Below are 13,430 nucleotides of genomic sequence, written 5' to 3'. Positions count from 1 at the left end.
ATGGGTATCGATCTTCCGCTGATCTGGGCCGTGATCATCATCTTCGGCGTCATGATGTATGTGGTCATGGACGGCTTCGACCTGGGCATCGGCATGCTCTTCCCCTTCGTCAAGGCCAAGGGCGACCGCGATGTCATGATGAACACCGTCGCCCCCGTCTGGGACGGCAACGAAACCTGGCTGGTGCTGGGCGGCGCGGGGTTGTTCGGCGCCTTCCCGATGGCCTACGCGGTGGTGCTGGAGGCGCTCTACCTGCCGCTGATCCTGATGCTGGTGGGGTTGATCTTCCGCGGCGTGGCGTTCGAGTTCCGCTTCAAGGCCAAGGACGACAAGCGCCACCTGTGGGACAAGGCGTTCATTGGCGGCTCGCTGGTGGCGACGTTCTTCCAGGGCGTGGCGCTGGGGGCGTTCATCGAGGGCTTCAAGGTGGTCGACCGCCACTACGCCGGCGGCTCGCTGGACTGGCTGACGCCGTTCAGCCTGTACTCCGGGTTGGGCCTGATCGTTGCCTACACCTTGCTCGGCTGCACCTGGCTGATCATGAAGACCGAAGGCCCGCTGCAGAAGCAGATGCACGACCTGGCCCGGCCGCTGGCGCTGGTGCTGCTGGTGGTGATCGGCATCGTCAGTCTGTGGACGCCGCTGGCCTATCCGCAGATTGCCGAGCGCTGGTTCAGCATGCCCAACCTGATCTGGTTCATGCCGGTACCGATCCTGGTGCTGGTGACGTTCTACGGGCTGCTCAAGGCGGTGGCACGTAACGCCAACTACACGCCGTTCCTGTTGACCCTGGTGCTGATCTTCCTGGGGTACAGCGGGTTGGGTATCAGCATCTGGCCGAACATCATCCCGCCGTCGATCTCCATCTGGGAGGCCGCGGCCCCGCCGCAGAGCCAGGGCTTCATGCTGGTGGGCACGCTGTTCATCCTGCCGTTCATCCTTGGCTACACGTTCTGGAGCTATTACGTGTTCCGCGGCAAGGTGACCCACGACGATGGCTACCACTGAGGAGGGTCGCGGCATGGCCAGTAAGCCGGGTATCGAAGAGAAGAAGCCGCTGTGGCAGCGGCTGGGCTGGCTGGTGCTGATCTGGGCCGCCAGCGTGGCGACGCTCGGAGTGGCGGCCTGGTTGATGCGCCTGTTCATGAGCGCGGCGGGGTTGAGTACGCACTGATCTGCAAAAGCTGGGGCCGCCTTGCGGCCCATCGCAGACAAGCCAGCTCCTACAGGACAGCGCCGTCCCGTAGGCGCTGGCTTGCCTGCGATGGGCTGAGAAGCAGCCCCAGCGGCATGCTGGGCTATTTACGCGCCTTGAGCACCACGAACTTCGGCGTCGCCGCCACCTGCTCGACGCCGCGGAACAACCGCGCCAGCTTGCTGTGATACCCCAGGTGGCGGTTGCCGACGATATACAGCGCCCCGCCCACTACCAGCGCATCACGCGCCTGCTGGAACATCCGCCAGGCCAGGAAGTCGCCGACCACCTGCTGCTGGTGGAACGGCGGGTTGCACAGCACCACGTCCAGCGATTGTTTTTCCTGCCCGGCCAGGCCATCCGCCGCACGCACCTCTACCGGCCGATCGCCCAACGCCGCCTGCCAGTTTTCCAGCGCAGACTGCACCGCCATGTACGACTCGTCCACCAGGGTGAACTGCGCTTCAGGGTTGAGCAGCGCACAGGCTATCGCCAGCACGCCGTTGCCGCAGCCAAGGTCGGCTACCCGCGCCTGGCCGAGATCACGAGGCAAGTGCGGGAGAAACGCCCGGGTACCGATGTCCAGGCCTTCGCGGCAGAACACATTGGCGTGGTTGACCAGCTCCAGCGCCGGCGCATCCAGCTGGTAGCGGGTGGGGTAGGGCGAGCTGACCCGTGGGCGCTCTTCCAAGCTGGCGGTCAGCAGCCGGGCTTTTTTCTGCGCCAGCGAAGCCTGCACCGGGCCGATGTACTTTTCCAGCAGGTCACCGGCCGCGCGTGGCAGGTGCTTGATCATCGCGGCGGCGATGACCTGGGCGCCGGGCGCCAGGTGGCCTTGCAGGCGGATCAACTGCTCTTCGAGCAACGCCAGGGTTTTCGGAACGCGCACCAGCACGAGGTCGAACGGCCCTTGCCAGGCTTCGTTGGCCGGCACGAACGGCACGCTGTCGAACGGCCGCTCATTGCGCGCCAGGTTCTTCTCCAGGGCCAGCCGGGCCAGGTGCGAATCGCCACTGCTGACCACCTGCAGGTCAGCGCAGAGGCTGGCCGCCAGGGCGCCAAAACTGTCATTGAGGACCAACACCCGACAGTCACTGGGCAGCCCTTGGCTGGCCAGGTGCTCGAGCAGGTACTGGTCGGCAGCGTCGAACGCTTGCAAGGGGTCGTCGGCCTGCTCCGGTTGGCGGATCAGGTCAAGTTCGGCAAAGGGGCTGGTCAGCAGGGGCATGGCATGGGGCTCGGGTACGAATCTGCCCGCCGCAGACCACGACGAGCTTCAGGGGCGGGATTCTACAGGGCTTTGCGCGGGCGGTGGGGCCAAGCGTCAGATCAGGCCGCAGCTCTTGGCGATGGCGATGGCGCCGGCCTTGTTCGCAGCGTTGGTCTTGGCGATCAGGCTGCGGATATGGAAGTTGATGGTGCTGGTCGACAGCGTCAGGATGCGGCCGATTGCTTCAGCCGTCTTGCCATCGGCCGACCATTTGAGCACTTCCAGTTCACGCCCGCTGAGTTTCGGCACCGGCGCCAGGCTCGCCAGGTGGTGCTCCGTGAGCAGCGCGTGCAGGCTGTTGCAGAGCCAGAGTACCCGTGGGCTTTGTTCGTAGAACTCGCCTATGTCGACAGGGCCCCAAGGTCGGGCCACGCTCAGCTGGGTCTCGTTGTGCCGCTGATCATGCACTGACTGTGTCCAGCCATGGCGTAAACCGTGGCTGCACGCCGCGTCGCGGAACTGCGGCACCTCGCGAAACAACTCATCGGTCCACAGCACCGGCAGCGTTGTACTGTGGCATCGGCTGACGACCGGGTCCTTTTTGAACACATCGATGTCTGCGTAGCGCGCGTTCCACGCAGGCGGGTAGTTGTTGTACAGGATGATATGCGGCCGGCTGGCAGCGATCTGCAGGTGCAGAGTGATGCCCAGGTAGCTCATCCCGAGGTCTTCCACGAGCGTCAATGCGCGTTGGAACAGCTGCGTTGGCTCGCGTTCGGCCAACAGCATCTGCAGCTGTTCTGAATTCCATTGTGGCATGAGACCGCTCCGTGGATGACACTGGATCCAATAGCATATGTGCCCGCCTGATTGTAGGAAATATCCTAGAGATCGGTAGGTTTTTTTCGCTATAGCGGTCCAGTTCTCAGCATGACCGCGTCTTTTCCCTGCAAACCGTCGGTGTTCATCCACGTCGCTTTCGGCGAAAATGGGCGCACCTGATTTATGGAGCCGGTCATGACTGCCAGCGCTGACAAATTCACCCGCCAAACCCTGCTCGACGTGCAGCCGTTGACGCCCAACCTGTTCTCGCTGCGGGTTACCCGCGACCCCGGGTTTCGCTTCCGTTCAGGCCAGTTCGCCCGCCTGGGCGTGACCAAGGCCGATGGCAGCGTGGTCTGGCGGGCGTACTCGATGGTCAGCGCTCCGCATGACGAGCACCTGGACTTCTTCTCGATCGTGGTACCGGGGGGCGAGTTCACCAGCGAACTGAGTCGTCTGGGCAAGGGCGACAGCCTGCTGATCGATCGCCAGGCGTTTGGCTACCTGACCCTGGACCGGTTCACCGACGGTCGAGACCTGTGGCTGCTGGCGACCGGCACCGGTATCGCACCGTTCATGTCGATCCTGCAGGACTTCGAGGCCTGGGAGCGCTTTGACGCGATCAAACTGGTGTACTCGGTACGCGAGGCCAACGAGCTGGCGTACCTGGACGAGATCGCCGGGCTCGAGCAGCGCGACTACCTGGCGGAGTTCGCCGGCAAGTTGCAGTTCATCCCGGTGGTCACCCGCGAGGCGTACCCCGGCGCGCTGAATGCACGGATCACCACGCTGATCGAAAGCGGTGAGCTGGAGCGCGCGGCTGGGCTGGCGTTAACGCCGGAGCACTCGCGGATCATGCTCTGCGGCAATCCGCAGATGATCGATGACACGCGCAAGGTGCTCAAGGCGCGCGACCTGCAGTTGAACCTGAGCAAGCGCCCGGGGCAGGTCGCGGTCGAAAACTACTGGTGACGCGCAGCTGCGAGCGGCAAGTTGCAAGCGACAAGAAAAGCAGCTCAGCGTAGGCCCCGCTTTATCTTGCCGCTTGTAGCTAGAAGCTTTGCGCTGCGTTCAGGGCAGGCGGTTCTGATTCTGTGTTTTCAGCAGGTCACGAATTTCCGTCAGCAGCGTTTCCTGTGGGGTCGGTGCTGGCGGCACGCTCGGCGCCACAGCCTCTTCACGCTTGAGCCGGTTGATCACCTTGACCCCCATGAAGATGGCAAAGGCGACGATGACGAAGTCGATCACCGTCTGGATGAACTTGCCATACGCCAGCATCACTGCCGGAATGTCGCCTTCGCCGGCCTTGAGGGTGATGGCCAGGTCACTGAAGTCCACGCCGCCGATCAGCAGGCCCAGCGGGGGCATCACGACGTCGCCGACAAACGACGAGACGATCTTGCCGAAGGCGGCACCGATGATGATACCAACGGCCATGTCGACGACATTGCCCTTGACCGCAAACGCCTTGAATTCACTGATCATGCCCATGGTCTGTTCCTTGTAACAAATGGATAAGTAATCGCAGTGTAAGCCACTTGAACGCTTCATGCGTGATGCGTGCAGATAGTGACTGCGGTTAGATCGAATAGTTTTGTCGCATCCAGCGGCCCTCGCGACACCCTGCGCTCGGCTATCATGGCTGCTTTTTCCAGGAGACTGCCCCCCATGGCCAAGGCCAAGCGCTTGTATAGCTGCACCGAGTGCGGCGCGACCTTTCCCAAATGGGCCGGCCAGTGCGGTGAGTGCGGTGCCTGGAACACCCTGGTCGAGAGCATGATCGAAAGCGGTGGTGCGGCGGCACCCAGCGGGCGTGCCGGCTGGACCGGCCAGCAGGCGCAGATCAAGACCCTGGCCGAAGTCAGCGTCGAGGAAATCCCCCGCTTCACCACCAGCAGCACCGAGCTTGATCGGGTATTGGGCGGTGGCCTGGTGGACGGCTCGGTGGTGCTGATCGGCGGCGACCCCGGTATCGGCAAGTCGACCATCCTCCTGCAGACCCTGTGCAACATCGCCACCAGCATGCCGGCGTTGTACGTCACCGGCGAAGAGTCGCAGCAGCAGGTGGCCATGCGCTCGCGGCGCCTGGGGCTGCCCCAGGACCAGCTCAAGGTGATGACCGAAACCTGCATCGAGACCATCATCGCCACCGCCCGTATAGAGAAGCCGCGGGTGATGGTCATCGACTCGATCCAGACTATCTTCACCGAACAGCTGCAGTCGGCGCCGGGTGGCGTCGCCCAGGTGCGCGAGAGCGCGGCGCTGCTGGTGCGCTATGCCAAGCAGAGCGGTACGGCGATCTTCCTGGTCGGCCACGTGACCAAGGAAGGCTCGCTGGCGGGGCCGCGGGTACTCGAGCACATGGTCGATACCGTGTTGTATTTCGAAGGCGAATCCGATGGCCGCCTGCGCCTGCTGCGTGCGGTGAAGAACCGGTTCGGCGCGGTCAACGAGCTGGGCGTGTTCGGCATGACCGACCGCGGCCTGAAAGAAGTCTCCAACCCCTCGGCGATCTTCCTCAACCGCGCCCAGGAAGAAGTCCCCGGCAGCGTGGTCATGGCCACCTGGGAAGGCACTCGGCCGATGCTGGTCGAGGTTCAGGCGCTGGTCGACGACAGTCACCTGGCCAACCCTCGGCGGGTCACCCTGGGCCTGGACCAGAACCGCCTGGCCATGCTGCTGGCCGTGCTGCACCGGCATGGCGGCATCCCCACCCATGACCAGGACGTGTTCCTCAACGTGGTCGGCGGGGTCAAGGTGCTCGAGACCGCTTCCGACCTGGCGTTGCTGGCGGCGGTGATGTCGAGCCTGCGCAACCGGCCATTGGCGCACGGCCTGCTGGTGTTCGGCGAGATCGGGTTGTCCGGTGAGGTGCGCCCGGTGCCCAGTGGTCAGGAGCGCCTCAAGGAGGCCGCCAAGCATGGCTTCAAGCGCGCCATCGTGCCCAAGGGCAATGCGCCGAAGGAGTCACCGCCTGGGCTCCAGGTCATCGCTGTGACCCGCCTGGAACAGGCCTTGGATGCGTTGTTCGAGTAAAAATAGCGCCCCATGAAAAAAAGGGGCAGCCGATGATGCGCATCGGCTGCCCCCCACGATCACTTCAACAGCTGATCAGTGCTCCGCGACCGCCTTGCGCCGGGGCGCCTCGTTGCCATGTTCGTCGACCTCCAGCAACGGCACTTCATTGCCCTCGGCATCGAACAGCTTGCCATCCTTGAAGTAGTCACCATCGCGCAGGGCGGAGATGTCCGAATACTGGATGGTGCGTTCATAGGCCGCGGCAAACACCGACTGCTGGTCCGAGTTGCCGGTGGTGAAGTGGTTGAAGATCAGGTTCAGCAGAATCGCCATGATCGCCGCCGAGCTGATGCCCGAGTGGAAAATGGTCTCGAACCAGTTCGGGAACTGATGATAGAAGTTCGGCGCGGCGATCGGGATCATGCCGAAGCCCAGCGAGGCGGCGACGATGATCAGGTTGACGTTGTTCTTGTAGCTGACCTTCGACAGGGTGCGGATACCGCTGGCGGCCACCGTGCCGAACAGCACGATACCGGCACCACCGAGGACCGGCGTCGGCACCGCGGCAATCACCCGGCCCATCACCGGCAGCAGGCCGAGGACCACCAGGATGACACCGCCGGTGGCTACCACGTAGCGGCTCTTGACCCCGGTAACGGCCACCAGCCCGACGTTCTGGGCGAAGGCGCTCTGGGTGAAGGAGCCGAAGATCGGCGCCAGGATGCTCGAGGCCATGTCGGCGCGCAGGCCGTCGCCCAGGCGTTTGGAGTCGACCTTGGTGTCGATGATGTCGCCCACCGCGAGGATGTCGGCCGAGGTTTCCACCAACGTCACCATGATCACGATGCACATCGACAGGATCGCGGCGATGTGGAAGGTCGGCATGCCGAAGTGGAACGGCGTGGGGAAGGCGAACATCGGACCTTCGGTGACCTTGCCGAAGTCGGCCATGCCCAGCGACCAGGCGAGCAGGGTGCCGAACACCATGGCCAGCAGGATCGACAGCCGCGAGATCGCCGCACTGCCCAGCTTGCTCAGCAGCAGGACGATGGCGAAGGTCGCCGCGGCCAGGCCGATGTTGGCCATGCTGCCGAACTCCGGCGAAGCGCTGTTGCCGCCCATCACCCAGCGCGCGGCGACCGGCATCAGGGTCAGGCCGATGGTGGTGATGACGATCCCGGTCACCAGTGGCGGGAAGAACTTGGTGATCCGCGAGAACACCGGGGTAATCAGAAAGCCGATCAGCGAGGCCGCCATGACTGCGCCAAGCACGCCTTGCAGGCCGCCGCCGCCTTCACTGCTGAGGATCGCGCCCATGGTCGCAACGCCTGCGAACGACACACCCTGGACCAGCGGCAACTGACAGCCGAAGAACGGCAGGCCGAGGGTCTGCAGCAGCGTCGCCAGGCCACCGGCGAACAGCGAGGCGGCGATCAGCAGGCCAATCTCCGCCGGATTCAGGCCCGCGGCCTGCCCCAGGATCAGGGGTACCGCGACAATTCCTCCGTACATGGTCAGCACATGCTGCAGACCATAAGCCAGGTTGGCACCCAGACCGAGGTTTTCGTCCTCGGGACGTTGGGCGGGAGACGTGCTAGGGGACGTAGTCATTGGAGCAGGCTCTCTGTTTATTGTTGTGCGGCTACTGTAGACACTTCCTACAAAGGATGGCCACAAGAATTGTATACAATATTTTGATCAGAGCGCGCACAAGGGTGCCCGCAAACAGCGCGTTTACTGAATGCAGAATGCGTTCCAACTCGGCAGAGGCGGTATTAGATAGATGTGTACAAGTCTCCAGACGCCCCGTTAGAAGCTGTCTGGGTAGACAAGAAACAAATGGCGGGAAGAACCTTAGCTAGCTAAGAGATATCAATCTTCGATGAGTTGTCGCAGTTCACGCATCATTTCAGTGCTGTCGGCCACGTTCAATTCCACCAAACGGTGCAGATGGCTGATCGAATCGATGTCGATGAACAGGCAGGCGAAGCCGAGGCGGTCGGGTTCTTCGTGGCGCAGCTCGACCTGCATGCGCACCTGGGTAGTCTTGTCGTTGAGGTGGATGACCGCATCGAAGTCCTGGGTCATGTCGGCGTCCCACTGCACGGGGCGCTGGACCAGCAGACCCTTGAGCGATACATCAAGGAGTTGCACTGGCCAGCTCCGGTCGCCCTGGCGCAGGTCAGTGGGGGCGTCGAAATAGATGCGCTGGAAGCGCCGGCGTTCGTCGTGACCGCTCATGGGAAAACCCTCCGCAAGACAACCTGACTATAGTTGAAAGGGCAGCCGTATCAACGCATGCAATCGGGCAGCAAAGGCTCTAGACCAAAGCAAGTGTGGCAATGCGCCTTGACTGGCCCTAGACTCGATGGGCGGTCTTTCCAATCCACCAGCTGGAAGTAAACCATGAACAACAATAATAGCCTGCTACGCCACCTTCCGTGGTTAGTGGTGGCACTCCTGGGCGCGGGTGCGCTGGGTGTGGTTGCCCTGCGTCGCGGCGAGGCCATCAACGCCTTGTGGATCGTGGTCGCGGCAGTGGCCATCTACCTGGTCGCCTATCGCTACTACAGCCTGTTCATCGCCACCAAGGTGATGCAACTGGACCCCCGTCGGGCCACGCCCGCGGTACTCAACAACGACGGTCTGGACTACGTCCCGACCAACAAGCACATCCTCTTCGGTCACCACTTCGCGGCCATCGCCGGCGCGGGGCCGCTGGTCGGTCCGGTGCTCGCGGCGCAGATGGGCTATCTGCCCGGTACCCTGTGGCTGATCGCCGGTGTGGTGCTGGCCGGTGCCGTCCAGGACTTCATGGTCCTGTTCATGTCCACCCGCCGTAACGGCCGTTCGCTGGGCGACATGGTCCGCGAAGAAATGGGCCGTATCCCTGGGACCATCGCCCTGTTCGGCTGCTTCCTGATCATGATCATCATCCTCGCGGTGCTGGCGCTGATCGTGGTCAAAGCCCTGGCCGAGAGCCCGTGGGGCATGTTCACGGTGATGGCGACCATCCCGATCGCGATGTTCATGGGCATCTATATGCGCTACATCCGCCCGGGGCGGATTGGCGAGATCTCGATCATCGGCGTGGTCCTGCTGCTGCTGTCGATCTGGGCCGGTGGCCTGGTCGCGGCGGATCCGGTCTGGGGCCCGGCGTTCACCTTCACCGGCGTGCAGATCACCTGGATGCTGGTCGGTTACGGCTTTGTCGCCGCGGTACTGCCGGTGTGGCTGGTGCTGGCGCCGCGCGACTACCTCTCGACCTTCCTCAAGATCGGCACCATCGTGGCCCTGGCCATCGGTATCCTGGTGCTCGCGCCTGAGCTGAAGATGCCGGCCCTGACCCAGTTCACCGACGGCACCGGCCCGGTCTGGAAAGGCACGCTGTTCCCGTTCCTGTTCATCACCATCGCCTGTGGTGCGGTGTCGGGCTTCCATGCGCTGATCTCTTCGGGGACCACGCCCAAGCTGCTCGACAACGAAACCAACGCCCGTTACATCGGCTACGGCGGCATGCTGATGGAGTCGTTTGTCGCGATCATGGCGATGGTCGCCGCTTCGGTGATCGAGCCTGGCGTGTACTTCGCCATGAACAGCCCGGCCGCCGTGGTCGGCTCCGATGTGGTTTCGGTAGCGGCGACGGTCAGCAGCTGGGGCTTCCTGATTACCCCCGAGCAACTCGAAGCGGTCGCCCGCGACATCGGCGAGCACACCGTGCTGGCCCGTGCCGGGGGTGCGCCGACGTTGGCGGTGGGTATCGCGCAGATCCTTCACCAGGTACTGCCGGGTGAAAACACCATGGCCTTCTGGTACCACTTCGCGATCCTGTTCGAGGCGCTGTTCATCCTCACTGCGGTCGACGCCGGTACCCGTGCCGGGCGCTTCATGCTGCAGGACCTGCTCGGCAGCTTTGTCCCGGCGCTCAAACGTACCGAGTCGTGGGGTGCCAACCTGTTGGCCACCGCGGGCTGCGTGGCGCTGTGGGGTTACCTGTTGTACCAGGGCGTGATCGACCCGCTGGGTGGCATCAACACCTTGTGGCCGCTGTTCGGCATCTCCAACCAGATGCTCGCCGGTATCGCCCTGATGCTCGGCACCGTGGTCCTGATCAAGATGAAGCGCCAGCGCTACATGTGGGTCACCCTGGTGCCGGCGGTGTGGCTGCTGATCTGCACCACCACGGCCGGCTTCATCAAGCTGTTCGACCCGAACCCGGCTGTCGGCTTCCTGGCCCTGGCCAACAAGTACAGCGTGGCCCTGGACGCCGGTCAGGTGCTGGCACCGGCCAAGGACATCGGCCAGATGCAGCACGTGATCTACAACGCTTACACCAACGCTGGCCTGACCATCCTGTTCCTGCTGGTGGTGTTCAGCATCTTGCTGTTCGCGGTCAAGGTCGGCTACGGCGCCTTGGGCCGCAAGGACCGCAGCGACAAGGAAACCCCGTTCCAGGCACTGCCTGACGCGTAAACGAGAGGATTGCAGCCATGTTCAACGACCTGGGTCGACTGGGTAAGTACCTGGGGCAGGCAGCCCGCCTGATGGTCGGCATGCCCGACTATGACAACTATGTCGAGCACATGCAGGGCAAGCATCCGGACAAGCCGGTGATGAGCTACGAGGAGTTCTTCCGAGAGCGCCAGGAAGCCCGTTACGGTGGCAAGTCCGGGCCCAAGTGCTGTTGAACCTGCGGCAAGCGTGAACCTGTGGGAGCCCGGGCAGCCGGGCTCCCACTTTCATTTCTGGCTTGAGGAGATTTTTGCGTGCAAGCGCCCATTCCCGTAACCGTCCTGACCGGCTTTCTCGGTGCCGGCAAGACCACCTTGCTCAAGCACATGCTCAAGGCCGAGCATGGCCTGAAGCTGGCCGTGATCGAAAACGAATTCAGCGAAGCCGGCATCGACAGCCAGCTGCTCGGCGACGAGCCGGTGCAGGTCATGACCCTGGCCAACGGCTGCGTCTGCTGCACCATTCACACCGACCTGACCAAGGCCCTGTACCTGCTGCTCGAGCGCCTCGATGCTGGCGAGATCGCCTTTGACCGGCTGGTGATCGAGTGCACCGGCCTGGCCGACCCGGCGCCGGTGGCGCAGACCTTCTTCATCGACGAGGAGCTGCGTGAGCGTTACCTGCTCGACGGCATCATCACCCTGGTCGATGCGGCGCATGCCGAGGTGCACCTGACCCAGGCGATCGCCCAGGCCCAGGTGGGCTTTGCCGACCGGCTGCTGCTGAGCAAGACCGACCTGGTCGAGCCTGCCGCGGTCCAGGCGCTGAGCGAGCGGCTGGCGCGGATCAATGGGCGTGCGGGGATCCGCGTGGTCGAGCAGGGGCGTATCGATCTCGCCGAGTTGCTCGACGTGCGCGGTTTCAACCTAAACACCGACCTGGGTGTAGGCCTCAGGCCGACCCTGCGCCCGGTGCTCAAACCGGCTACCCCGGACCGTATCTCGACCCTGGTGCTGCGCACCGAGGCGGCGTTGGATATCGATACCCTCAGCGACTTCATGAATGAGCTGCTGGAAAGCCATGGCAAGCAGCTGCTGCGCTACAAGGGCGTGCTGAACATTGCCGGCGACGATCGCCGCCTGGTGTTCCAGGGCGTGCTCAAGCTGTATGGCTTCGATTGGGATGCCGAGTGGAAGGACGGCGAGGCGCGCGAGAGTGTGCTGGTGTTCATCGGTGATGAACTGCCCGAGGAAAAGATTCGGCAGGGATTCGAGGCGTTGAGCGGCAATTGACCTGACACCCAGGCATGAAAAAGCCCGGCACAATGGCCGGGCTTTTTTACATCAGGCGATTGCCACTCAGTTGCCGTACACCGGCAGCTGCTTGCAGATGGCCTTGACCTTCTCGCGAACGGCGTCGATCACCGCTTCGTTGTTCAGGTCGGCGAGGATGTCGCAGATCCAGCCCGCCAGCTCGCGGCACTCGGCAGCCTTGAAACCACGGGTGGTGACGGCTGGAGTGCCGAAACGCAGGCCCGAGGTAACGAACGGCGAACGTGGATCGTTCGGTACCGAGTTCTTGTTGACGGTGATGAACGCTTTGCCCAGGGCAGCGTCGGCGTCTTTGCCGGAGATGTCCTGCTTGATCAGCGAGAGCAGGAACAGGTGGTTCTGGGTACCGCCGGAGACCACGTCGAAACCGCGTGCGATGAACACTTCGGCCATGGCCTGGGCGTTCTCCACCACTTGCTGCTGGTAGGCCTTGAACTCAGGCTGCAGGGCTTCCTTGAAGCAGATCGCCTTGGCGGCGATGACGTGCTCCAGCGGGCCGCCTTGGGCGCCCGGGAAGACCGCCGAGTTGAGCTTCTTCTCGATGTCGGCGTTGGCACGTGCGAGGATCAGGCCACCGCGTGGACCGCGCAGGGTCTTGTGCGTGGTGGTGGTGACCACGTCGGCAAACGGCACCGGGTTCGGGTACACGCCAGCGGCGACCAGGCCAGCTACGTGGGCCATGTCGACGAACAGGTAGGCACCGACCTTGTCGGCGATTTCACGGAAGCGGGCGAAGTCCAGTACCTGCGAGTAGGCGGAGAAACCGGCAACGACCATCTTCGGCTTGTGCTCGAGGGCCAGGCGCTCGACTTCGTCGTAGTCGATCAGGCCGTTGGCGTCGATGCCGTACTGGATGGCGTTGTACAGCTTGCCCGACGAGCTGACGCTGGCGCCGTGGGTCAGGTGACCGCCGTGGGCCAGGCTCATGCCCAGGATGGTGTCACCGGCCGACAGCAGGGCCAGGTAGACAGCAGCGTTGGCCTGGGAACCGGCGTGCGGCTGGACGTTGGCGTAGTCGGCGCCGAACAGCTCCTTGGCGCGGTCGATGGCCAGTTGCTCGACCACGTCGACGTATTCGCAGCCGCCGTAGTAGCGCTTGCCTGGGTAGCCTTCGGCGTACTTGTTGGTCAGTACCGAACCCTGGGCTTCCATGACGGCGGGGCTTGTGTAGTTTTCCGAAGCGATCAGCTCGATATGCTCTTCCTGACGCTGAGCTTCTTGCTCCATGGCGGCAAACAGATCGGCGTCGTACTTGGCAATGGTCAAATCACGGCTGAACATGGCGGTCCTCAAGGATCGGGGCTTAATTGGGTGGGCATTCTAACCGATTGATCCGTACATGGCATATGAAGTGGCGTCATGTCGCGGACCAATGGGGCTCATGTGGCATGCCGCGCCCGGC

Annotated in this window: 13 protein-coding genes; 7 read left to right on the top strand and 6 right to left on the bottom strand. The window is 63.3% G+C overall.

The window, feature by feature from the left end; genetic code table 11:
* Both cydB and CCOS865_RS24995 read left to right on the top strand, forming a co-directional pair.
* Nucleotides 1–1,008, top strand: a complete 1,008-nt coding sequence (gene cydB / locus CCOS865_RS25000) for a cytochrome d ubiquinol oxidase subunit II (protein WP_119145908.1) — start codon at nucleotides 1–3, stop codon at nucleotides 1,006–1,008.
* A gap of 13 nt (nucleotides 1,009–1,021) precedes the next feature.
* Nucleotides 1,022–1,174 carry a DUF2474 domain-containing protein gene (locus CCOS865_RS24995; protein ID WP_119145906.1) on the top strand — a complete coding sequence of 51 codons (153 nt, stop codon included), beginning with the start codon at nucleotides 1,022–1,024 and terminating at the stop codon, nucleotides 1,172–1,174.
* 124 nt (nucleotides 1,175–1,298) lie between these two features.
* Here the strand turns inward: CCOS865_RS24995 and CCOS865_RS24990 are convergent, their stop codons facing one another.
* Together CCOS865_RS24990 and CCOS865_RS24985 are read right to left on the bottom strand one after the other, a co-directional pair.
* Nucleotides 1,299–2,423, bottom strand: coding sequence for a methyltransferase (locus CCOS865_RS24990; protein WP_119145903.1), 1,125 nt, complete (start codon nucleotides 2,421–2,423; stop codon nucleotides 1,299–1,301).
* A gap of 96 nt (nucleotides 2,424–2,519) precedes the next feature.
* Nucleotides 2,520–3,224, bottom strand: a complete 705-nt coding sequence (locus CCOS865_RS24985) for an autoinducer binding domain-containing protein (protein ID WP_119145902.1) — start codon at nucleotides 3,222–3,224, stop codon at nucleotides 2,520–2,522.
* Nucleotides 3,225–3,422: 198 nt separating this feature from the next.
* Here CCOS865_RS24985 and CCOS865_RS24980 point away from each other — a divergent pair, with 198 nt between their 5' ends.
* Nucleotides 3,423–4,199: a ferredoxin--NADP reductase gene (locus CCOS865_RS24980; RefSeq protein ID WP_119145900.1), complete on the top strand. Its 777-nt coding sequence runs from the start codon at nucleotides 3,423–3,425 to the stop codon at nucleotides 4,197–4,199.
* 99 nt (nucleotides 4,200–4,298) lie between these two features.
* Here CCOS865_RS24980 and mscL read toward each other — a convergent pair whose 3' ends face one another.
* Nucleotides 4,299–4,718, bottom strand: coding sequence for a large-conductance mechanosensitive channel protein MscL (gene mscL, locus CCOS865_RS24975; protein WP_119145898.1), 420 nt, complete (start codon nucleotides 4,716–4,718; stop codon nucleotides 4,299–4,301).
* Between the two features lie 177 nt (nucleotides 4,719–4,895).
* Between mscL and radA the strand changes: the two genes are divergently transcribed.
* A complete protein-coding gene (gene radA / locus CCOS865_RS24970; RefSeq protein WP_119145896.1) occupies nucleotides 4,896–6,263 on the top strand; it encodes a DNA repair protein RadA in 1,368 nt (455 codons plus the stop codon).
* Between the two features lie 75 nt (nucleotides 6,264–6,338).
* Here radA and CCOS865_RS24965 read toward each other — a convergent pair whose 3' ends face one another.
* Nucleotides 6,339–7,856, bottom strand: coding sequence for a nucleobase:cation symporter-2 family protein (locus CCOS865_RS24965; RefSeq protein ID WP_119145894.1), 1,518 nt, complete (start codon nucleotides 7,854–7,856; stop codon nucleotides 6,339–6,341).
* Nucleotides 7,857–8,117: 261 nt separating this feature from the next.
* Complete coding sequence (locus tag CCOS865_RS24960; RefSeq protein ID WP_119145892.1) at nucleotides 8,118–8,486, bottom strand: PilZ domain-containing protein; 369 nt, start codon at nucleotides 8,484–8,486, stop codon at nucleotides 8,118–8,120.
* 165 nt (nucleotides 8,487–8,651) lie between these two features.
* On the opposite strand from CCOS865_RS24960, the gene CCOS865_RS24955 reads away from it, so the two are divergent.
* The 3 genes from CCOS865_RS24955 to yjiA all read left to right on the top strand — a co-directional run bounded on the left by CCOS865_RS24955 (nucleotide 8,652) and on the right by yjiA (nucleotide 11,989).
* Entirely contained in the window at nucleotides 8,652–10,718 is a 2,067-nt protein-coding gene (locus CCOS865_RS24955; RefSeq protein ID WP_119145890.1) for a carbon starvation CstA family protein, read from the top strand.
* A gap of 17 nt (nucleotides 10,719–10,735) precedes the next feature.
* Nucleotides 10,736–10,933, top strand: coding sequence for a YbdD/YjiX family protein (locus CCOS865_RS24950; protein WP_119145888.1), 198 nt, complete (start codon nucleotides 10,736–10,738; stop codon nucleotides 10,931–10,933).
* 78 nt (nucleotides 10,934–11,011) lie between these two features.
* Nucleotides 11,012–11,989, top strand: coding sequence for a GTPase (gene yjiA, locus CCOS865_RS24945; protein ID WP_119145886.1), 978 nt, complete (start codon nucleotides 11,012–11,014; stop codon nucleotides 11,987–11,989).
* A 66-nt stretch (nucleotides 11,990–12,055) separates the two neighbouring features.
* Here the strand turns inward: yjiA and glyA are convergent, their stop codons facing one another.
* A complete protein-coding gene (gene glyA / locus CCOS865_RS24940; protein WP_119145884.1) occupies nucleotides 12,056–13,309 on the bottom strand; it encodes a serine hydroxymethyltransferase in 1,254 nt (417 codons plus the stop codon).
* Nucleotides 13,310–13,430: the final 121 nt, after the last annotated feature.

The sequence above is a fragment of the Pseudomonas reidholzensis genome (genome assembly GCF_900536025.1).
GTDB lineage: Bacteria > Pseudomonadota > Gammaproteobacteria > Pseudomonadales > Pseudomonadaceae > Aquipseudomonas > Aquipseudomonas reidholzensis.
The sequence above is the reverse complement of the archived record's forward strand: the minus strand, read 5'-3'. Positions and strand labels throughout refer to the sequence as shown.